Source organism: Actinomadura meridiana, assembly GCF_039537545.1.
GTDB classification, from domain to species: Bacteria; Actinomycetota; Actinomycetes; order Streptosporangiales; family Streptosporangiaceae; genus Spirillospora; species Spirillospora meridiana.
The window spans coordinates 727,640-747,261 of the sequence record NZ_BAABAS010000005.1 but is presented as its reverse complement, the minus strand read 5'-3'; the positions used below and the strand labels follow the sequence as shown (position 1 = coordinate 747,261).

At 72.9% G+C, this 19,622-nt stretch carries 19 protein-coding genes; 4 read left to right on the top strand and 15 right to left on the bottom strand.

Translation table 11 applies throughout. From position 1 onward, the window contains the following. Positions 1 to 62 precede the first annotated feature (62 nt). From ABD808_RS12730 to mraZ, 4 genes are all read right to left on the bottom strand, one after another. Positions 63 to 1,772 carry a peptidoglycan D,D-transpeptidase FtsI family protein gene (locus tag ABD808_RS12730; protein ID WP_486303653.1) on the bottom strand — a complete coding sequence of 570 codons (1,710 nt, stop codon included), beginning with the start codon at positions 1,770 to 1,772 and terminating at the stop codon, positions 63 to 65. Positions 1,773 to 2,200: 428 nt separating this feature from the next. Further along, positions 2,201 to 2,866 (bottom strand): cell division protein FtsL, encoded by a 666-nt coding sequence (gene ftsL, locus ABD808_RS12725; protein ID WP_344894928.1) that lies wholly within the window; start codon positions 2,864 to 2,866, stop codon positions 2,201 to 2,203. Further along, on the bottom strand, positions 2,863 to 3,855 hold the full coding sequence (gene rsmH / locus ABD808_RS12720) for a 16S rRNA (cytosine(1402)-N(4))-methyltransferase RsmH (protein ID WP_344894925.1): 993 nt from the start codon (positions 3,853 to 3,855) through the stop codon (positions 2,863 to 2,865). Before rsmH ends, ftsL begins: the two co-directional genes overlap by 4 nt. A 253-nt stretch (positions 3,856 to 4,108) precedes the next feature. Further along, complete coding sequence (gene mraZ, locus ABD808_RS12715; protein WP_344894922.1) at positions 4,109 to 4,540, bottom strand: division/cell wall cluster transcriptional repressor MraZ; 432 nt, start codon at positions 4,538 to 4,540, stop codon at positions 4,109 to 4,111. Positions 4,541 to 4,979: 439 nt separating this feature from the next. Between mraZ and ABD808_RS12710 the strand changes: the two genes are divergently transcribed. From ABD808_RS12710 to ABD808_RS12700, 3 genes are read left to right on the top strand one after another with little or no spacing between them, the layout of a single operon-like run. Beyond that, positions 4,980 to 5,996 carry an AAA family ATPase gene (locus tag ABD808_RS12710; RefSeq protein WP_425548923.1) on the top strand — a complete coding sequence of 339 codons (1,017 nt, stop codon included), beginning with the start codon at positions 4,980 to 4,982 and terminating at the stop codon, positions 5,994 to 5,996. Between the two features lie 3 nt (positions 5,997 to 5,999). Next, complete coding sequence (locus ABD808_RS12705; RefSeq protein WP_344894916.1) at positions 6,000 to 7,247, top strand: DUF58 domain-containing protein; 1,248 nt, start codon at positions 6,000 to 6,002, stop codon at positions 7,245 to 7,247. Continuing rightward, the gene (locus tag ABD808_RS12700; protein ID WP_344894913.1) at positions 7,244 to 9,718 is read left to right on the top strand and encodes a transglutaminase TgpA family protein; all 2,475 of its coding nucleotides are present in this window, start codon (positions 7,244 to 7,246) and stop codon (positions 9,716 to 9,718) included. Before ABD808_RS12705 ends, ABD808_RS12700 begins: the two co-directional genes overlap by 4 nt. A gap of 237 nt (positions 9,719 to 9,955) precedes the next feature. Here ABD808_RS12700 and ABD808_RS12695 read toward each other — a convergent pair whose 3' ends face one another. From ABD808_RS12695 to ABD808_RS12660, 8 genes are all read right to left on the bottom strand, one after another. Then, on the bottom strand, positions 9,956 to 10,372 hold the full coding sequence (locus tag ABD808_RS12695) for a DUF3040 domain-containing protein (RefSeq protein ID WP_344894911.1): 417 nt from the start codon (positions 10,370 to 10,372) through the stop codon (positions 9,956 to 9,958). Positions 10,373 to 10,522: 150 nt separating this feature from the next. Continuing rightward, on the bottom strand, positions 10,523 to 11,785 hold the full coding sequence (locus ABD808_RS12690; protein ID WP_344894908.1) for a DNA polymerase IV: 1,263 nt from the start codon (positions 11,783 to 11,785) through the stop codon (positions 10,523 to 10,525). Then, on the bottom strand, positions 11,782 to 12,564 hold the full coding sequence (locus ABD808_RS12685) for a methyltransferase domain-containing protein (RefSeq protein ID WP_344894905.1): 783 nt from the start codon (positions 12,562 to 12,564) through the stop codon (positions 11,782 to 11,784). The genes ABD808_RS12690 and ABD808_RS12685 overlap by 4 nt, the downstream gene beginning before the upstream one ends. Before the next feature lie 144 nt (positions 12,565 to 12,708). After that, positions 12,709 to 13,125: a transcription antitermination factor NusB gene (gene nusB / locus ABD808_RS12680; protein ID WP_344894901.1), complete on the bottom strand. Its 417-nt coding sequence runs from the start codon at positions 13,123 to 13,125 to the stop codon at positions 12,709 to 12,711. Further along, a complete protein-coding gene (efp, locus tag ABD808_RS12675) occupies positions 13,125 to 13,682 on the bottom strand; it encodes an elongation factor P (RefSeq protein ID WP_344894898.1) in 558 nt (185 codons plus the stop codon). The genes nusB and efp overlap by 1 nt, the downstream gene beginning before the upstream one ends. 32 nt (positions 13,683 to 13,714) lie before the next feature. After that, positions 13,715 to 14,806, bottom strand: coding sequence for a M24 family metallopeptidase (locus tag ABD808_RS12670; RefSeq protein ID WP_344894896.1), 1,092 nt, complete (start codon positions 14,804 to 14,806; stop codon positions 13,715 to 13,717). Positions 14,807 to 15,024: 218 nt separating this feature from the next. Then, the gene (locus ABD808_RS12665; protein WP_344894893.1) at positions 15,025 to 16,074 is read right to left on the bottom strand and encodes an LLM class F420-dependent oxidoreductase; all 1,050 of its coding nucleotides are present in this window, start codon (positions 16,072 to 16,074) and stop codon (positions 15,025 to 15,027) included. A gap of 59 nt (positions 16,075 to 16,133) precedes the next feature. Then, complete coding sequence (locus tag ABD808_RS12660) at positions 16,134 to 16,811, bottom strand: enoyl-CoA hydratase-related protein (RefSeq protein WP_344894890.1); 678 nt, start codon at positions 16,809 to 16,811, stop codon at positions 16,134 to 16,136. A 116-nt stretch (positions 16,812 to 16,927) separates the two neighbouring features. On the opposite strand from ABD808_RS12660, the gene ABD808_RS12655 reads away from it, so the two are divergent. Next, positions 16,928 to 17,503: a TetR/AcrR family transcriptional regulator gene (locus ABD808_RS12655; protein WP_344894887.1), complete on the top strand. Its 576-nt coding sequence runs from the start codon at positions 16,928 to 16,930 to the stop codon at positions 17,501 to 17,503. Here ABD808_RS12655 and aroQ read toward each other — a convergent pair. The 3 genes from aroQ to ABD808_RS12640 form a co-directional block, all read right to left on the bottom strand. Continuing rightward, complete coding sequence (gene aroQ, locus ABD808_RS12650) at positions 17,500 to 17,952, bottom strand: type II 3-dehydroquinate dehydratase (protein WP_344894884.1); 453 nt, start codon at positions 17,950 to 17,952, stop codon at positions 17,500 to 17,502. The two genes, ABD808_RS12655 and aroQ, sit on opposite strands and share 4 nt — an antisense overlap. A gap of 82 nt (positions 17,953 to 18,034) precedes the next feature. Further along, positions 18,035 to 19,108 (bottom strand): 3-dehydroquinate synthase, encoded by a 1,074-nt coding sequence (aroB, locus tag ABD808_RS12645; protein WP_344894881.1) that lies wholly within the window; start codon positions 19,106 to 19,108, stop codon positions 18,035 to 18,037. Continuing rightward, entirely contained in the window at positions 19,105 to 19,611 is a 507-nt protein-coding gene (locus tag ABD808_RS12640; protein ID WP_344894878.1) for a shikimate kinase, read from the bottom strand. Before ABD808_RS12640 ends, aroB begins: the two co-directional genes overlap by 4 nt. Positions 19,612 to 19,622 lie beyond the last annotated feature (11 nt).

Sequence of the window (19,622 nt, the reverse complement as noted above, 5' to 3'; positions counted from 1 at the left end):
GAACGGGACTGCTGGTACACGGGTCGTGGTGGACTCACAGGCGAGGAGAGTACTCGCTGCGATCAGTCTCGGGCGTGAATCTGGATGGTCGGCGGCCGGCTCCCCGTCGGCGGGATCTTCGCGGACTGCAGGGCGAAGCTCATCACGTCCTTGAACACCGGCGCGGCCGCATCGCCACCATAGTGGCTGCCCCGCTTGGGATCCCGCAGGACCACCTGGACGACCAGCCGTGGGTCGTCCGCCGGGGCGAACCCCGCGAACGACGCGATGTACCCGCCGCCGCGGTAGCAGCCGCAGCGCGGGTTGACCGTCTGCGCGGTGCCGGTCTTGCCCGCGACCCGGTATCCCTTGATCTGCGCCTTGGGCGCGGTGCCCTCGGCGGTCGTCACGCCCTCCAGCATGGCGCTGATCTGCCGGGCGGTGGCCGCGCTGATCACCTGCGCGCGTTTGGGCGCCGGGGCTGGGGTGAACCTGCCGTCCTCGCCGACGGTGCCCTCGACCAGGGTCGGCGCGACACGGACGCCGCCGTTGGCGATGGTCGAGTAGACGCTCGCCATCTGCACCGCGTTCACCGACACCGTCTGCCCGAACGCGATCGGGTACCGGTCGGTGCCCGACCACTGGTTCGGCGGCTTGAGCAGCCCGGCGGTCTCACCGGGCAGCGGCAGCCCGGTCTTCTGCCCGAACCCGAAGTCGCGCAGCGTCTGGTAGAGCCGCTGCTGGCTGATGCTCTCGCTGGCCATGATCGTGCCGACGTTGCTGGACTTGGCGAGGACCCCGGCGAACGTGAGCGACTCGGGCGCGTGGGGATGCGAGTCCCTGAAGGTGACGTCGTACTTCCTGATCCGGTCGGGGACGGTGAAGGACGTCGTCGGGGTGATGCCGCCGTGCTCCATGACGGCGGCGGCCGTGACGACCTTGCCGGTGCTGCCGGGCTCGTAGGCGTCCTGCACCAGCGGGCTCCCCCACAGGTCCGGGTCGGACTGGCCGTAGTGGTTGGGGTCGAACCCGGGCGCCGAGGCCATGGCGAGCAGCCCGCCGGTGCGCGGGTCCATGACGGTGACGGTGCCGCCCTTCGCCTTGGTCGCCTTGACCTGCGCCTCGATCGCCTGCTGCGCCTTGAACTGGAGGTCGCGCTGCAACGTCAGCCGCACGCCGCGGCCGGGCACGGGCGGGACCTTCTGGTCCTCTCCCATGGGGATGTGCTGCCCCTCGGGGCTGATCTCCACCCGCTGGCGACCGTCGCGCCCGGCGAGCACGCCGTTCATCGAGCTCTCCAGGCCGGAGGCGCCCTTCCCGGTGGCGTTCACGAAACCTATGACGCTCGCGCCCAGCGAATCGTTGGGGTACTCGCGGCGGTATTCCGGCAATGTAGCGATTCCCAGGAAGTTCCAGGACGTGATCAGCCGGGCCTGGTCGGGCCGGACGCCGTGCGCGAGGTACACGAACCGGGTGTTGGGCCTGCTGATCCGCTTCATCAGCGTCGCGGGGTCGAGGCCGAGAGTCGGGGCGAGCGCGCTGACGATGGGCTGCCGGTCGTCCGGCTCGATCAGGGACGGGTCGGCGTAGATCGCGCGCGCCTCCACCGTCATGGCGAGCGGATGGCCCTGCGCGTCGGTGATGTCGCCGCGCCGCGCGGGCAGCTCGATCCGCTGGAGCCGCTGCTGCATCGCCTGCGCCGTGTACTTGTTCGACTCGATCGTCTGGAGCTGGACGAGCCGTCCGGCGAACAGCGACAGCACGAACGCGATGACGAGGAGCCCGATGTTCAGCCGCTTGAGGGGGTCGCGGCGGTGGAAGGTGACCCGGGGCCGCGGTGGGCGGGGCGGCGGGCGCCGTCCCGTCCCCGGCCCGGGACGGGGCCTGCGGGGACCGCCGTCCCCCGGCCCTCCACTCCCGCCGCCACCACCAGAACCGTTCCTGGCCCTGGCGGCGGCGTCACGCGTCGCGCCACCCGCCCGCCCTTTGGCGGGCGCGCCCTTGGCAGGCGCCTTCTTCTGCGCAGGAGCCTTCTTCTGGGCGGGAGCCTTGTTCTGCGCGGCGGGCTTCTTCTGGGCGGGAGCCTTCTTGCGCGGCGTTTCCTTGGGCCGCGTCTCCTTAGGGCGCGCTTCCTTCGGGCGGGGCTCCTTGGGCGGGGCCGGGGCCGTGCCGCCGCGGGCGGGGCGCCGGGCGGTGCCGCCCCTGGTGCCCTGCCGTTCCGTCACCGCGGACCCTGGCCGGTGCCGACCGGCGGGATCCCGTCACCGGGGACCACCGTGCCGGGCACGCCGATCACACCGGCGGCGCCCGCCGACGCGACGGCCTCGGACGGGACGGGCCGCAGCCCGCCGCCGCTCGCCCGGCCGGTGGCCGAGCTGAAGTACCACGCGCCGTCGGACTCGCGCTGGCCCAGCTCCTTGGCCATCTTCGACAGCTGCTCCGGGGAGCTGCCGCGCGCGAGGTCCCACTCCAGGCCCTCGCGCTGCTGGTCGAGCCGCGCGTTGCTCTGCTGGAGCCGCGTCAGCGTGAAGGCGTCCTTCGCCAGGACGGTGTTGAGCAGCAGCAGGCTGACCAGGGCGCCGCCGAGCAGCCCGATGATGAGCAGCACGAACGGCGCGCGCGGCGGCGTGCGGGGCGCCGCCCGCCGGACGGTGCCCTTCGCCGCGGTCGTCTTGGCGGTGGCCTTCGCGGTGGTCCTGGTGGCGGCGGTCCTGGTCGCGGCCTTGGCGGCGGCGGCCTTGCCCGCGCCGGTCTTCGCCGGGGCGCTCGCCTTCTTGGCGGGCGCGGGTGCGGGCGTGGTCACGCGCGGCGCGGGACGCGCGGGCGTGCGCCGCGCGGGCGCCTTCTTCGGTGCCCTGACCGGCGGTCGCTTCGTCGTCGTGGTCATGTCGCCTCCCGGACCCGCTCGGCGGCGCGCATCCGCACCGATCCGGCCCTTGGGTTGGTCGTGGTCTCCTCGTCGGACGGCAGTTCCGCCCCGCGTGTTAGAAGCCGGAACCTCGGCTCGTGTTCGGGCAGCGGGACGGGCAGATCCGGCGGGGTGGTGTCGGCCGCCTGGGCGGCGAGGACCTGCTTGGTGACGCGGTCCTCCAGCGAGTGGTAACTGAGCACGGCGACGCGGCCGCCGAGCGGCAGCGCGGCCAGGGCGGCGGGCAGGGCCCGGCGCCAGCTGTCGAGTTCGTCGTTGACCTCGATGCGCAGCGCCTGGAAGGTGCGCTTGGCCGGGTTGCCGCCGGTGCGGCGGGTCGCGGCCGGGATGGATGTGCGCACCAGGTCGGCGAGACGTCGGGTCGAGTCGAGCGGCGCGCGCCCGCGCTCGCGGACGATCGCCGCCGCGATGCGCTGGGCGAAGCGCTCCTCGCCGTACTCGCGCAGGATCCGGGCGAGCTCGGCGGGCGGGTAGCCGTTGACGACCTCCGCCGCGGTGAGGCTCTGGGTGCGGTCCATCCGCATGTCGAGGGGCGCGTCGTAGGAGTAGGCGAAGCCGCGGTCGGCCTCGTCGAGCTGCGGGGAGGAGACACCGAGGTCGAACAGGACGGCGTCGACGGTGGGAACGCCGAGCCGCGCCAGGACGTCCGGGATCTGGTCGTAGACGGCGTGCTCGAGCGTCACCCGGTCGCCGAACGGGGCGAGCCTGCGCGCGGAGCGCTCCAGCGCGGTGGTGTCGCGGTCGAGGCCGATGAGGCGGAGCCCGGGGACGGCCCCGAGCAGGGCCTCGGCGTGCCCGCCCATGCCGAGCGTGGCGTCGAGGTAGACGGGGGCGCGGCCCGTGTCGCCCACCCCCGGACGGGTCAGCGCGGGGGTGAGGATCTCCAGGACGCGACCGAGCATGACCGGTACGTGACCGGCCTTGGCCGCGTGGTCTCCCACGTCCATGGTTCCACCCCCTGTGGTGCCACTTCGCTCGCGGACTGCGTGGCGTCGCCGGGCCGGACGACCGTTCCAACCCCCCGGCGGCGGCCTCGCCCGGCCAGGTCCCCATCCGCTGCCCTAAGGGAAGTTCGCCGCGTGCGATACGCGGGGGGTCGCCGTCTGGCGCCGGGGAAGCTGCGCCAGTTGGCTCGGAGAGCGGCTGGAGACCTGGCCGAACGTGGGCCATAGCCGGTCGTCGGACCGACGGGTCGTTGACTCAGAGGATCCCTGGCAACACCTCCTCCGAGACCTCGGAGAACGTCTGCTCCTCCTGCTCCAGGTAGGACTCCCAGGCCTGCGCGTCCCAGATCTCCAGCCGCGTGTTGGCGCCGATGACCGTGCAGTCGCGGGTGAGGCCCGCGTACGTGCGGAGCGGTGGAGGTATCGTGACGCGGCCCTGCTTGTCGGGGACCTCGTCGGAGGCGCTGGCGAAGAAGACCCGGCTGTAGCCGCGGACGGCCTTCTCGGTGACCGGTGCGGCACGCAGGGCCTCGGTGATCCGCTGGAACTCCGCCATAGGGAAGACGTACAGGCAGCGTTCCTGGCCCTTCGTGATCACCAGTCCCCCCGACAGCTCCTCGCGATACTTCGCCGGCAGGAACAGTCGTCCCTTGTCGTCGAGGCGCGGCGAATGGGTGCCGAGGAACACCGGCCCCACCTCCCGCGCCGCATGGGGCGCACATGCCCCCCACGGCGCTCCACTGTACTCCACTCTTCCCCACCGTCAACAATAAAAACACGTTCCAGCACGCGATTCGCCGGACGAATCCCCAGTTCAGAGGGGGTGGTGCGGAGTGGGGCGGCACGACGCCCCCTCCGCGTGCCGCGCCACCGGAATCGCCGTCCCGAACCCGGTGGGCCTTGCACGGGACAAGACCCGGGACATCCAATTCGCGCGTGAAGTGGCGGGTGGAGAGAAGTGGTGCGCGGCGGGCGGCTCAGCGCGGCGATCCCGTGGAGCACAATGGGCTCGCGTTCACCATGAACATCGCGGCGGGCCGCCCGACGACGTACTGTCGTTTGGGCGGACGCAGAGAGCGCCGCACGAGGAGGGTTTGGTGGCAGTAGGCACGCACGGCGAGTCGTTCATGGAGACCGACCCCCCGGCATCCCACCCGGCCCGACACGGCGCCTCGGGAGGTGACGGGACCGATCCTGGACTGGACGGCCTCGCCCAGGTCGCGAACAAGATCCGGGACGCGATGGAGTCGGTGATCGAGGGCAAGCCCGCCGTCGTGCGCCTCGCGCTGACCGTGCTGCTGGCCGAGGGGCACCTGCTGATCGAGGACGTCCCCGGGGTCGGCAAGACGATGCTCGCCAAGGCGCTCGCGCGGTCCGTCGACTGCTCGGTGCGGCGCGTCCAGTTCACCCCCGACCTGCTGCCCAGCGACATCACCGGCGTCAGCGCCTACAACCAGGAGCTGCGCGAGTTCGAGTTCAAGCCGGGCCCGGTGTTCGCCAACATCGTGGTCGGCGACGAGATCAACCGGGCGTCCCCGAAGACGCAGTCCGCGTTGCTGGAGTGCATGGAGGAACGCCAGGTCACGGTGGACGGCACCACCTACTCCCTGGAGCCGCCGTTCATGGTGATCTCCACGCAGAATCCCGTGGAGATGGAGGGCACCTACCCGCTGCCCGAGGCGCAGCGCGACCGGTTCACCGCCCGCATCTCGATGGGCTACCCCGACCCGGCCGCCGAGCTGGAGATGCTGGAGAACCACGGCGAGGCGTCCCCGCTCGACCGGCTCAGCCCGGTCGCGCACGCCGCCGACGTCCGCGGCCTCATCGAGGTGGTGCGCCGCCAGCACGTGTCCGCCGGGGTGCGGCAGTACGCGATCGACCTGGTCGCCGCGACCCGCGCGCACCCCGAGCTGCGGCTCGGGGCCTCGCCGCGGGCGACGCTGCACCTGGTGCGGGCGGCGCGTGCGTACGCGGCGCTCGACGAGCGCGACTACGTGCTGCCCGACGACGTCCAGGACCTCGCCGTCCCCGTCCTCGCGCACCGGCTGCTGCCGTCCGCGGAGGCGCAGATGGACCGGCGCCGTCCCGAGCAGGTCGTCGCCGACCTGGTGAACCGGCTGCCGGTGCCCTCCCCCGGGAAGTGACCGTTGAGACGAGCGCTGGCCGGCCTCACCACCCGTGGGCGGTCCTTCGTCGCCGCCGGGGCGACCGCGATCGTGTGCGCGTTCGTCCTCGGCGAGCGCGACCTGCTGCGCGCGGGGGTGCTCGTGCTGGCGCTGCCGCTGCTGTGCACGCTCGCGGTGTCGCGGACGCGGTACCGGCTGGCGTGCGCGCGGCGGCTCGACCCGGGCCGGCTGCCCGTCGGCCGTGAGGCTCGCGTCGACCTGCGGTTGGAGAACGTGTCGCGGCTGCCGAGCGGCCTGCTCATGGTGGAGGACCGGGTGCCGTACGCGCTCGGCGGGCGGGCCCGGTTCGTCCTCGACCGGATCGAGTCGCACGGCAAGCGCCAGCTGGGATACCGGATCCGGTCGGACGTGCGCGGCCGGTTCCGGGTGGGCCCGCTGACCGTCCGGCTGGCCGACCCGTTCGGGATGGTGGAGCTGGTCCGGTCGTTCAGCCTGTCCGACACGCTCACGGTGACGCCGACGATCGTCCCGCTGCCGCCGGGACGCGTGTCCGGCGCGTGGGCGGGCGGCGGGGACAGCGTCGCCCGGGCGGTGTCGGCCGCGGGCGAGGACGATGTGACCCCGCGCGAGTACCGGCACGGCGACGACCTGCGCCGCGTCCACTGGCGGTCCACGGCCCGGCACGGGGAGCTGATGGTGCGGCGCGAGGAGCAGCACCTCCAGAGCAGCGGGACGCTGTTCCTCGACACCCGCCGCTCCGCGCACTGGGGCGACGGCCCCGGCGGCACATTCGAGCACGCCGTGTCGGCGGCCGCGTCGATCGGGGTGCACCTGGCCCGGACGGGCATGAACCTGCGGTACGTCACCGACGCGGGCGAGACGGTGCCTCCCGTGTCGGTCGACGGGGCGTTCGAGGGCGCGTTGCTCGACGCGCTGGCGGTGGCGCGCGTGTCCACGGCACGATCGCTGTCGACGGGCCTGTCGGCGCTGCGCGGCGGGATGGGCACGGCGCGGGAGGGCGACGGCCTGGTCGTCGCGGTCCTCGGCGCCCTGTCCGCCGACGAGGCGCGCTCCCTCGCGGCCGTGCGGCGCGGCACCGGGACCCGCGTGGCCGTGCTGGTCGTCGGGGGCGGCGCGGTGGAACCGGCCGTGGCCCCGTTGCGGGCGGGCGGCTGGCGGGTGGTGACGGTGCGGTCGGCGGCGGAGCTGCCCGCGGCGTGGACGCGGGCCGGGCAGAGCGGCGACGACCTGGTCAGGGACGGCTCATGAGAACCCGGATGACGATCATGGCGGCGGTGGCGACGCTCACCGGGTCGGTCGGCCTCTACCCGCTGTTCGAGAAGGGCTCCTGGTTCTGGGCGAGCGTCGGCGCGGTGCTGGCGGTCTCCGGCGGGGGCCTGCTGGCGCGGCGGCTGCGGCTCCCCGCCGTGGTCAACCTGGTGTTCGGGCTGGCCGGGCTGCTGCTGTACCTGAACCTGATGTACGCGGGCCGCGACTCGTGGCTGCTCATCCCGACGCCGGAGTCGCTGCGCCATCTCGCCGACCTGGCGAACGGCGGCTGGCAGTCGGCGAACCGGTACGCGGCGCCCGTCCCCGTCCTGCCGGGGATCGAGCTGATGACCGCCGCCGGGGTCGGGCTCGTCGCCGTCCTGGTCGACCTGCTGGCGGTGCGGCTGCGCCGGACCGCACCGGCCGGGCTGCCGCTCCTCGCGATGTACAGCGTGCCCGCGGCGGTCCGCGACGACGGCGTCAGTTGGCTGGCGTTCGGCATCGGCGCGCTCGGCTTCCTCGGCCTGCTGATGACCGACGCCCGCGACCAGGTCGGCGGCTGGGGACGCGCGGTCACCGGCCGCCGCCAGTCGGAGGTGCCGCTGGCGGGCGCGGAGCCCGACCGGGACGAACGGGACCGGCAGGCCCCCCAACTGGACGCGGCGGCGCTGGCGGCGTCGGGCCGCCGCATCGCGGTCGGCGCGATCGCCGTCGCGGTGCTGGTCCCGGCGGCCGTGCCGGGGCTCCAGCCGCGCGGCATGTTCGGCATCGGCGGCGACGGCGGCGGCGCCACGCAGACCGTGACGACGCCCGACCCGCTGGTCAGCCTGAAGCGGGAGCTGACCCGGCTGGACGACTCGATCGTCCTCACCTACGAGTCGAACGACACGCAGGCCCCCGACTACCTGCGCCTGTACGCCCTCGACAAGTTCGAGGGCGACCGCTGGACCTACACCGACCTGGACAGCCAGCCGAAGGACCGCCTCGACGAGCGGGACATCCCGCCGCCGCCCGGACTGTCGGCCGTCTCGTCCCGCGAGGTCATGACGAAGATCCATGTGCGGCCCGAGGTCAGGAACATGACGTTCCTGCCGGTGCCGTACGCGCCGTCCAAGGTGTCGATCGGCGGCGACTGGCGGGTGGACGAACGATCGCTGATGATCTACTCGCTGCGCGACTCGGCGGGCGGGCGCGACTTCACCGTCAGAAGCCGCCGCGCGGAGCCGACGACCGGGCAGCTCGCCGCCGCGGGCAACTACCCGGCCGAGATCGTCTCCCGGTACACCGAGGTGCCGAAGAACGTCCCGACGGAGGTCAGGCAGCTCGCGCAGGACGTGACGGCCGGGTCGGCGACGGCACTGTCGCAGGCCGTGCGGTTGCAGCGCTGGTTCACGCTGTCGGGCGGGTTCACCTATGACCTGTCCGCCCCGGCGCCCAAGCACGGCAGCGACCTGGTCGACTTCCTGCTGCGCAGCAAGCGCGGCTACTGCGAGCAGTACGCCGCGTCGATGGCGCTGATGGCGCGGATCCTCGGCATCCCGTCCCGCGTGGCGATGGGGTACACCTCGGGCAGCGAGGTCAGGCCGGGCGAGTGGGTCGTCCGGTCGCGGGACGCGCACGCCTGGCCCGAGCTGTACTTCGAGGGCACCGGATGGGTGCGGTTCGAGCCGACGCCGTCCGGCGCGGGCGGGCAGGGCACCGCCGACGCCCCCCGCTACAGCCTGCCCGCGGTCACCGACGGCGACGGCGAGGAGGGCGAGACCGCGCCCGAGCAGGACGACTCGACGCCCACCGACGACGGCGCCCCCACGGCGCAGCCGTCCGCCCCGCACCGCAACGACCTCGACACGGGACGCGGCGACGGGGCGGGCCAGGACGAGGGCCACGAGTTCTCCCTCACGCCCTGGCTGGCGGGCGGGACGCTGGTCCTGCTGCTGGTGGCCGCGCCGATGGCGCTGCGGGAGCTCACCCGGCGGCGCCGCTGGGCGGGGCTTGCACCGCCGCCGCCCGGAGCGCCGCCCCGGCCCCGGGCCCCGTCCGGTTCACCGCGCGGCGGGGATCCGGCGGGCGCCGCGCACGCGGCCTGGCGGGAGATGCGCGCCGACGCGCTCGACCACGGCCTCGAATGGCGGTCCAGCGACTCGCCGCGCGCCACCGCCCGGCGCCTGGAGGCGACGCTGAAGCTGGACGCGGAGGGCGCGCTGGCCCTCGGCCGCATCGCCCGCGCCGAGGAACTCGCCCGCTATTCGCTGTCGCCGTCGACCGAACCGCCGGAGCGGCTCCGCGCCGACGTCCGGACGGTCAGGGAGGCGTTCGCCGCGTCCGTGGGACCCGGCACCCGGTGGCGGGCCCGGCTGCTGCCGCCGTCCACGGTCGAGCAGACCCGCACCACCTTCCAGGCGGCGGGCAACCGCGCGCTGGACGTCCGAACCCGCCTGAACCGCATCCCCACCCGCTTCACCCGCCACTAACCCAACGACCGGACCCAAGAAAGGCGACGTCCCGGCCCGCACCAATCAAGCGCGCGGCCGGGACGTTTCTCCTGTGGGGGGACGACCCCCCACACCCCCCGCGCGCTGACGGACACCCTCCACCCCACTAGCGCTTCGTTGCGGACGGCCCTTCTTCCTGTGGGGGGACGACCCCCCACACCCCCCGCGCGCTGACGGACACCCTCCACTCCGCTAGCGCTTCGTTGCGGGCGTCCGTCAGCGGTCGTCGCCTTCGGTTCTGCGGCGCCAGCGTTCTTCCATGCGTTCCATGAAACCGGCCTTGGGCCGCGACGACCTGGCGGACTGGCGGGACTGCCTGCCGCCGCGACGCGCGGGTTCGTTGCCGATCCCGGTCATCCGCTTCCAGCTCGTCAACGCCCAGACGCAGCACACCACCATGAGCAGGAAGCCGGTGACGCTGACCGCGATCGTGACCGTGCCCTGGTTGATCACCAGGCCGGCCATCAGGGCGCCGACGCCGACGACGAAGCCGAACGCCGCCTTGACGATCCGGCGTTTGTAGTGGACCTGCGGGCTGGTCGAGCGAACCGCGTGAGCGAACTTCGGATCCTCGGCGTACAAGGCCGATTCGATCTGTTCGAGCATGCGCTGCTCGTGCTCAGAGAGCGGCACGGCACCTCCCAACGACAGCCCCGCGGCGGGGAATCCGATGCAGGACGCGAACGCCAACGGTGATATGCCCAGAATACGAGCACTGTGCCGCGCACGAAAGCGGACCGCCCCCTGAGGGCTCGGTGCCGGTCGCCTCACAGCCTTCTTCCATTATGTTCCGTCCCTGCCGTCACGTGCGTCACCGTCGGTCGCGTCCCGGACCAGCGCGGCGGGGCGCACCGTGCCGTGGCCGAACCGGTGCGCTACCTGGTCCATGGCTCGCTCGGCCTCACGCCAACCGCGTTCCGGCTCGTCGAAGGCGAGCTGGCGGGGGGCCTCGCCGGCGGGGCCCAGGTTCTCCACCCGGACACCGACCAACCTCAGTCGTACCCGTTCCAGACCGGCCCCCTCATAGAGCTCACACGCTGTGATATAGATCACACGCGCCAGATCGGTGGGCTCGGCGAGCGTCCGCGCCCGCGTGATCGTCTTGAAGGAGGCCATCCGCAGTTTGACGCTGACCGTCCGCCCGGCGTTTCCGCTCGCGCGCAACCGGGCGCCGACCTTCTCCGCCAGCCGCAGCAGCTCCCGGCGGATGACGTCCGGGTCGTCGACGTCGGTGTCGAACGTCTCCTCGGCGCCGATGCTCTTGTCGGGCGTGTGCGCGACGACCTCGCGGGGGTCGCGGCCCCAGGCCAGCTCGTGCAGGTGCGCGCCCAGGGCGTTGCCGAGCTCGCGGCGCAGCGTGGCGGGCGGCACCTGGGCGAGCTGCCCGACGGTCCGCAGCCCGAGCCTGGCCAGCGCCTGCTCCGTCCGCTCGCCGACGCCCCACAGGGACGCGACCGGCAGCGGATGCAGGAAGTCGACGACGCCGTCGGCGGGGACGACGAGCAGGCCGTCCGGTTTGCACCGGGTCGAGGCCAGCTTCGCGACGAACTTGGTGGTCGCTACCCCGACCGAGCAGGTGATGCCCTGCTGGTCGCGGACCTGGTCGCGGATGAGCTGCGCGATCTCGGCGGGACGGCCGAGCCGCCGCCCGGCGCCCGCGACGTCCAGGAACGCCTCGTCCAGCGACAGGCCCTCCACCAGCGGCGTGATCGACCGGAAGATCTCGAACACGGCCGCCGAGACGCGCGAGTACTTGCCGTGGCTCACCGGGAGGACGACCGCCTGCGGGCACAGCCGCCGCGCCCGCGTCATCGGCATCGCCGAGTGCACCCCGAACGTGCGGGCCTCGTAGGACGCCGCGGACACCACGCCGCGCGGCCCGGCCCCGCCGACGATGACGGGACGTCCCCGCAGCTCCGGACGCTCCAGCAGCTCGACGCTGACGAAGAAGGCGTCCATGTCCACGTGCAGGACATGGCAGCCGGTGTCGTCGGCGGGCGGCCCGGGCTGCGGCCCCGGCCGATGCAGCTGCTGCTTGCGACTCATGGCTTGCTGCCTCTGGGGGGACGACCCCCCAGACCCTCCGCCGAGGGGAGGCGATCGGCCACCAGATGCAGCTGGGTGGCGAGGTCGCGCAGGACGGGGTGGACGGCCGCGACCGACTCCAGCGCGAGCAGCGCGTCGGCGGACCCGGCGTCGCCCTCCTGCAACCCGTTCGGCACCAGGTCGGCGAAGATCCGGACGCCGTGCAGCTCCGCGACGCGCAGCCCGGACCCGCGCACGAGCTCCGACAGCGTCTCGCGGGTGAACCGGCGGGGCATGCGGTCGCCCTCGCCCCACCGCCCGGACGTCCCGGTCAGCACCATCCGGGCGTCGTCGAAGTGGCCGGACAGCGCGCGGTGCAGCGCGGCGGCGACCTGTCCGGCGACGAGGACGCTGACCGAACCGCCGGGGCGGACCGTCCCGGCGAGCGCGGCCATCGCGGCGCCCGGATCGTCCACGTACTCCAGGACGCTGTGGCACAGCACGAGGTCGGCGGCGTCGGGGCCGAGGAGGTCGGGCAGGTCGACGGCGTCGCCCTGGACCGCCCGCACCGACACCCCGGACTCGGCGGCGCGGCGTTCCAGCGCGGCGAGCGCGTCGGGGTTGGCGTCGACGACGGTGACCCGGTGCCCGAGCTCGGCGAGCGGGACGGCGAAGCCGCCGGTGCCGCCGCCGACGTCCACGACGTCGCTCTGCCCCGCCTCGGGCGCGATACGGTCCAGCACGCCCCGCAGCGCATTCCACATAACCGCGCTGCGGACACGGCTTCCCTTGATCGGCATTTCTCTCCTTCTTCGGGCCCGAGGGCCCTCCATCGTCGAGAAACGCGGTGCGAGCTCGAAACTGCCTTCGGACGCGATCACGACGCTCCAGGTCGTCGCGTGTTCGCGATGGCCGAGGCCCCAGGTACCGGTTCCGTCGTCAGGCTACAGGGAGAGGGACGGTTTCAGTTGTTGGAGGCGTGAAAGGAGACCGTTGACGAAGCGCGGGGACTCGTCGGTGGACAGCTCCGTGGCCAGGCCCACGGCCTCGGCGATGGCGACGCCGTCGGGGACGTCGTCCACCCACAGCAGCTCGTAGGCGCCCATCCGCAGGACGTTGCGGTCGACGACGGGCATCCGTTCCAGCGTCCAGCCGGTCGCGTAGGTGGAGATCAGCTCGTCGATGCGCTCGCGGTGCCCCTGGACGCCCTCGATCAGCCGGACGGCGTGCGGGTACTCGGCCAGCTCGTCCTGGTTCGGACGGCCCCGGCCCGCGAGTACCGCCGTCGGCTCCTCCTCCCGCAACTCCGCCGCGAACAGGATGTCCAGGGCGAGTTTTCTGGCCTTGGTGCGAGCGGCCATCAGCCGCGGCCGAGGTACTCGCCGGAGCGGGTGTCGACCTTGACCTTCTCGCCGGTGGTGATGAACAGCGGCACCTGGACCTGCGCGCCCGTCTCCAGGGTGGCGGGCTTGCTGCCGCCGGTGGAGCGGTCGCCCTGCAACCCGGGCTCGGTCTCGGTGATCTCCAGCACGACGGCGGCGGGCAGCTCGATGTACAGCGGGTTGTCGTCGTTGAACGCGATCACGGCGTTCTGCTCGGGGAGCAGGTAGTTCGCGGCGGCGCCGACGACGGCCTCCGGGATGTGCGGCTGGTCGTAGGTCTCGGTGTCCATGAAGACGAAGTCCTCGCCCTCGCGGTACAGGTACTGCATCTCGCGCTTGTCCACGCTGGCCACGTCGACCTTGGTGCCCGCGTTGAAGGTCTTGTCGACCACCTTGCCGGACAGCACGTTCTTGAGCTTGGTACGGACGAACGCGCCGCCCTTGCCGGGCTTGACGTGCTGGAACTCAAGGACGGTCCACAGCTGGCCGTCCAGGTTCAGCGTCATGCCGTTCTTCAGGTCGTTCGTCGTCGCCACTTGGTTGTTCTCCTGGTCGCCGGACCGCGCGTCTAGAGGACGAGCAGATCCTTGGTGGTCGTGGTGAGGATCTCGGGACCGTCGGAGCGGACCACGAGCGTGTCCTCGATGCGGACCCCGCCCCGGCCCGTGAGGTAGACCCCCGGCTCCGCCGTGATCGGAACCCGGTTGCTCAGCTTACCGGTCTTGTCGTACCCCAGGAACGGATCCTCGTGGACCTCCAGGCCGACGCCGTGTCCGAGCCCGTGCACGAACGCGTCGCCGTGCCCGGCGTCCTTGATGACGTCGCGGGCGGCGGCGTCGACGGCGCCGACCGGCACGCCGGGGGCGGCGGTGGCGATCCCCGCGAGCTGGGCGCGCAGGACGAGGTCGTAGACGTCGCGCTGCCATCCGGCGGGCTCGCCGATCGCGACGGTTCGGGTCATGTCGGCGTGGTAGCCCTCGTACAGGGCGCCGAAGTCGATGGTGACGAGGTCGCCGCCCTGGAGTTCGCGGCCGCCCGGATGGTGGTGCGGGACGGCGCCGTTCGGCCCGGACGCGACGATCGACTCGAACGCGGCGCGCTCGGCGCCGTGGTCGACCATGGCCCGTTCGAGCGCGACGGCGACGGCCCGTTCGGTGACCCCGGCACGGATCTCGGGCAGGACGGTCTCGAACGCGCGGCAGCTGATGGCGCACGCCTCCCGCAGAAGGCCGATCTCCTCCTCGTCCTTGACGACGCGGAGTTCCTCGACGAGCCGTCCGAGCGGCACCAGCTCGACCCGGATCTGGTCGGCGCGGATCCGCTCGGTCAGGGCCGTGTGCTGTTCGACGGTCATGTCGTGGGCCTCGAAGCCGAGCCTGCGGTTGCCCTCGGCGGCGGCCCGCGCCACGAGTTTCCCCGTCACCTGCCGGTCGACGACGAGTTCGACGTCGGGGCAGACCCGTTCGGCCGTCCCGGCGTAGCGCCCGTCGGTCGCGAGCACGGCGGGCCCGTCGGCGGGGACGAGCAGCGCGGCCCGGGAACTGTCGAGCCCGGTCAGGTAGCGGACGTTGACCAGCCGGGTCACCAGCAGAGCGTCGGCGTCGTGTGCGGCGACGAGCGCGGCGAGCGCGCGGCGTCGCGCGAGGTGCGTCTCCCCCATGAGCCGACTGTAGATCACCGTCCGGGCGGGTGGGGAGGCCGTCCCGACCGCGATGTGGCACGGACGGGCAAGGACGCGCGGGCGCGTGCGGTCTAGCGTGATCCGCGGTGTAGGCCCCATATTGGGGCGGGCGGCGTGCCGGGGCGCCCGCGGCACGCCGCCCGCCCCTCACTGGCCGCCGCCCGCACGCGTCGCCGTCCCTCAGCGCCGCCCGTCCTTCACGCGTCGGCGGCCATGGCCTTGACCTTCTCGATGAGGGCGAGGCGGCCCTTGTGGTCGCCCGCGATCGGCGTCACGTTCAGCGTGGTGACCCCGGACTCCTTCAGCGCGGCGAGCCGTTCGCGGACGTGGCCCTCGGAGCCGACGAGCGAGATCTTCTCCAGCAGTTCGCGCGGGACCTTCGCGGCGGCCTCGTCCTTCTTGCCGTCCAGGTAGAGGTCCTGGATCTCCACGGCCTCCTTCTCGAAGCCGTAGCGGCGGGCCAGGTCGTTGTAGAAGTTGGCGCCCTTGGCACCCATGCCGCCGAGGTAGAGCGCGGCCATCGGCCGTCCGAACTCCAGGAAGCCGTCCACGTCGTCGCCGATGGCGAGGGCGGCCTGCGCGACGACGTCCAGCTCGCGCAGGCCCGGGTCGCGACGCGTCCTGCCCGCGGCGAGGGCGGCGCCCCACACGTCGGCGGCCCGCTCCGGCATGTAGAAGATCGGTTCCCAGGCGTCGGCGATCTCGGCGGTCAGCTCGACGTTCTTCGGCCCGATCGCGGCCACCATGATCGGGATGTCGGGCCGCACCGGATGGTTGACGAGCTTGAGCGGCTTGCCGAGGCCGGTGCCCTGGTCGGCGGGCAGTGGCAGCTTGTAGTGCTTCCCGTCGTGGCGGAGCCGCTCGCGCCGCCACACCTTCCGGCAGATCTCGATGATCTCGCGGGTGCGGCCGAGCGGCGCGGTGTAGGGGACGCCGTGGAAGCCCTCGATGACCTGCGGCCCGGACGCGCCGATGCCGAGCGTGAACCGTCCGTCCGACACGAAGTCGAGCCCGGCGGCGGTCATCGCCATCAGCGTCGGGGTCCGGGTGTAGAGCTGGAGGATGCCGGACGCGATCTCCAGCCGTTCCGTCTTGGCGGCGATGTACCCGAGCTGGCTGACGGCGTCGAAGCTGTAGGCCTCCGCGACGTAGACGATGTCGAGTCCGGCCTTCTCGTAGTCGGCCAGCTCCTCGACGGTCTGCTTGAAGCCGCCGTCGGAGTAGGTGAGCGCCATCCCGATGCGCATCGGCGTCCCTCCATGAACCGAATCTGATTCCAGTCGACCGTAACCTACCGCGCGGGACGTCAGCGCAGGACGGGGCCGTTCAACGCGTCGAGCGCGTCCCGGCGCAGTTCGGCGCGGATCTCCGCGACGGCCTTGCCGGCCTTGCCCGCCAGCGACGCGGCCCACGCGACGGCGGCGGGCAGGACCTCGTCCTCGGCGGCCGTGCGCTGGACGATCCCGGCCGCCAGCGCCTCCTCCGCCGGGTACCGGCGGCCGGTGAGCATCGCCTCGTGCGCGGTGGCCCCCGGCAAGCGCGACCGGACGAGTGCGGCCATCCCGGGCGTGAAGCTCAGCCCGAGATCGACCTCGGGCAGGCAGAAGTAGCCGCGGTCGGTCCGCATGACGGCGAAGTCGTGGGCGAGGGCGAGCATGGCGCCGCCCGCGAAGGCGTGCCCGTTCAGCGCGGCGATCGTGGGCATCGGCAGCGACAGGACGCGTGCGTACAGGGCGTGGACGCGGCGCAGGTAGTCCTCGAACTGGTCGGGGTTGGCGCCGAGCCATTCGAGGTCGAGGCCGTTGGAGTAGAACTTGCCGGTGCCCACGGTGACGAGGGCGCGCGGCCCGCCGTCCTTCGCGGCGGCCTCCGCCACGGTGTCGAGCGCGTCCCGCACGGTGTCGAGGAAGTCCGGCCCGAAGCGGTTCTCGCCCGCGTCGAACCGCAGGACGTGCACGTCCCCGTCGCGCTGGAGGTCGATCACGAGGGCTTCCCTTCGCCTATGCCCGGTATATGACGTTCGTCATGGTGCCATATGGTTTTCCATGACTATCGTCATGGGCACTGCGCGACCCATATGATGAATGTCATAATCGAGGCATGGGGACCGACAGCCGGGAGCGCATGGTCCGGAGCGCCGCGACGCTCTTCCGCGAGCGCGGGTACAGCGGCACCGGGTTCCGCGACGTCATCGCGCACAGCGGCGCGCCGCGCGGGTCGATCTACCACCACTTCCCCGACGGCAAGGCGCAGCTCGCCGAGGAGGCCGTCCGCTACGCCGGTGAGTTCCTCAACGCGGGCATCCTCGCCGCCACCGAGGGCGGCGACGCCGCGTCCGCCGTGGACGCGTTCGTCGGCTGGTGGCGGCAGGTCCTGATCAAGAGCCAGTTCCGGGCGGGCTGCCCGGTCGTGGCCGTCTCAGTGGAGTGCCACGACGACGCGCCGCAACTCGCGGCGGCCGCGGCGGCGGCGTTCGACCGCTGGCAGGACACCCTCGCGACCGGGCTCGGCAACGCGGGCGTCCCCGACGACCGCGCCGGACGGCTGGCCCGCCTCATCGTCGCCGCCGTCGAGGGCGCGACGATCCTGTGCCGCGCCCACCGCGACGTCGCCCCGCTGGACGACATCGTCACCGAACTCAAGGACCTGATCCGCGGGGCCGTCCAGGAGACCTAGTCGGCCGCCTGGCCTTCGGCGACCAGCTCCGCGACGGCCTGGAGGGCGAGGACGTACGACATCATGCCGAAGCCCGCGATCGTGCCGGTGGCGACTCCCGCGACTACCGACGTGTGACGGAACTCCTCGCGGGCGGCCGGGTTGCTGATGTGGACCTCGATGAGCGGCGCCGTGCGCTGAGCGAGGGCGTCCCGCAGCGAGTACGAGTAGTGCGTGAACGCCGCCGGGTTCAGGACGATCGGAACACGCTCGTCGGCGGCCTCATGCACCCAACGCAACATCTCGGCCTCGTCGTCGGTCTGCCGCACCTCGACGGCCAGGTCGAGACGCCGACCGGTGTCACGGCACAGCGCGGCCAGATCGCCGAGGGTCGTCGTCCCGTACACGTCGGGTTCGCGAACCCCGAGCCGCCCCAGGTTCGGCCCGTTCAGAACCAGCACACGCGTCATCGGCTGTTCCTTCCTGGGGGGCGACCCCCGGACCCCCGCGGGGTCTCCCGATGATCCTCATTCCGCTGGCGCTCCACTGCGGTCATCGGGAGACCTCTCGGTATGCGGCGGCGAGCAGGTCTTCGTCGGGGCCTTCGAGGCGGCCGGGTTGGGCTATGGCGTCCAGGACGACGAAGCGGAGCGTGGAGCCGCGCGCCTTCTTGTCGATGGTCATCGTGGCGCGCAGGCCCGGCCAGTCGGCGGCGTAGGAGATCGGCAGGCCGACGGAGGCGAGGACGTCGCGGTGCCGCCGGACGACGTCGGCGGGCAGGCGTCCGGCGAGGCGGGACAACTCGGCCGCGTACACCATGCCGATGGCGACGGCGTGGCCGTGCCGGAACCGGTAGTCCTCGGCCTTCTCGATGGCGTGCGCGAGCGTGTGCCCGTAGTTGAGGATCTCCCGCGGCCCGCTCTCCTTCAGGTCGGCGGACACGACGTCCGCCTTAACCTGGACGGCGCGTTCCACCAGCTCGCGGGTGTGCGGGCCGTCCGGGGACGCGGCGCCCTTCGGGTCGTCCTCGACGAGGTCCAGGATCGCGGGGTCGGCGATGAAACCGGCCTTGATGATCTCGGCGAGGCCGCTGATGTAGTCCTCGTGCGGCATCGTGACCAGCGTCGTCAGGTCGCACAGCACCCCGGCGGGCGGGTGGAACGCGCCGACGAGGTTCTTGCCCTCGGGGATGTTGATGCCGGTCTTGCCGCCGACGGCCGCGTCCACCATGCCGAGCAGCGTCGTCGGGACGAGCACGACCGGCACGCCGCGCAGCCACGACGCCGCCGCGAACCCGGCGAGGTCGGTGGTCGCGCCACCGCCGACGCCGACGACGACGTCCGTCCGGGTCATACCGAACTCGGCGAACGACGACCAGAGCCCGGCGAGGACACCGGCCTCCTTGGCGGCCTCGCCGTCCGGGACGGGCAGCGCGTGCACGACGTACCCGGCCTGTTCCAGCGCACCGCACACGGGCCGCGCGATCTCGGGGAGGCCCTCGGCGTGGACGACGGCGACGGTCCTGGCGCGTTCGCCGACCATGCCTGGCAGCTCGCCGAGCACGCCGGTGCCGATGACGACCTCGTACGGGTCGGCGCCGCCGACCCGGACCCGCGACCGCGTCACGAACCCTCCAGCGCCTTGACGACCTCGTCGACGACGTCGGCGGGCTCGCGGCCGTCGGTGTCGACCTGGACGGTGCCGAGCCGCTCGTAGATCGGGAGGCGCTCCTCCAGCAGCTTGCGCATCTGGCTGCGCGGGTTCAGCACGAGCAGCGGCCGCGCCGACGCGAGCCCCACCCGCTTGATCGCCTCCGACAGGCCGACCCGCAGGTAGACGACGGTGTGCCCGGCGAGCAACTCCTGCGTCTCCGCCGCGAGGACGGCGCCGCCGCCGAGCGCGACGACACCCTGATGCCCGGTCAGCGCCGCCGCGACGGCCGCGCGTTCCAGCTCGCGGAATCGCTCCTCGCCGTCGTCGATGAAGATCTCGCCGATCGGCTTGCCCGCCGCCGCCTCGACGTCGGCGTCGGTGTCGCGCAGCGGCACCCCGAGCCGGTCGGCGAGCGCGGCGCCGACCGTGGACTTGCCGGAGCCGGGCGGGCCGATGATGACGGCCTTCGGTCGCATGGTCGGCGGAC

Excerpts from the sequence above, each read along its gene's own strand:
- ABD808_RS12685 (WP_344894905.1), bottom strand. The coding sequence starts at position 12,564 with ATGCCGATCAAGGGAAGCCGTGTCCGCAGCGCGGTTATGTGGAATGCG.
- ABD808_RS12690 (WP_344894908.1), bottom strand. The coding sequence starts at position 11,785 with ATGAGTCGCAAGCAGCAGCTGCATCGGCCGGGGCCGCAGCCCGGGCCG.
- ABD808_RS12700 (WP_344894913.1), top strand. The coding sequence starts at position 7,244 with ATGAGAACCCGGATGACGATCATGGCGGCGGTGGCGACGCTCACCGGG.
- ABD808_RS12640 (WP_344894878.1), bottom strand. The coding sequence starts at position 19,611 with ATGCGACCGAAGGCCGTCATCATCGGCCCGCCCGGCTCCGGCAAGTCC.
- ABD808_RS12670 (WP_344894896.1), bottom strand. The coding sequence starts at position 14,806 with ATGGGGGAGACGCACCTCGCGCGACGCCGCGCGCTCGCCGCGCTCGTC.
- rsmH (WP_344894925.1), bottom strand. The coding sequence starts at position 3,855 with ATGGACGTGGGAGACCACGCGGCCAAGGCCGGTCACGTACCGGTCATG.
- ABD808_RS12665 (WP_344894893.1), bottom strand. The coding sequence starts at position 16,074 with ATGCGCATCGGGATGGCGCTCACCTACTCCGACGGCGGCTTCAAGCAG.
- ftsL (WP_344894928.1), bottom strand. The coding sequence starts at position 2,866 with ATGACCACGACGACGAAGCGACCGCCGGTCAGGGCACCGAAGAAGGCG.
- aroQ (WP_344894884.1), bottom strand. The coding sequence starts at position 17,952 with ATGACGCGTGTGCTGGTTCTGAACGGGCCGAACCTGGGGCGGCTCGGG.
- ABD808_RS12710 (WP_425548923.1), top strand. The coding sequence starts at position 4,980 with ATGGAGACCGACCCCCCGGCATCCCACCCGGCCCGACACGGCGCCTCG.
- ABD808_RS12655 (WP_344894887.1), top strand. The coding sequence starts at position 16,928 with ATGGGGACCGACAGCCGGGAGCGCATGGTCCGGAGCGCCGCGACGCTC.
- nusB (WP_344894901.1), bottom strand. The coding sequence starts at position 13,125 with ATGGCCGCTCGCACCAAGGCCAGAAAACTCGCCCTGGACATCCTGTTC.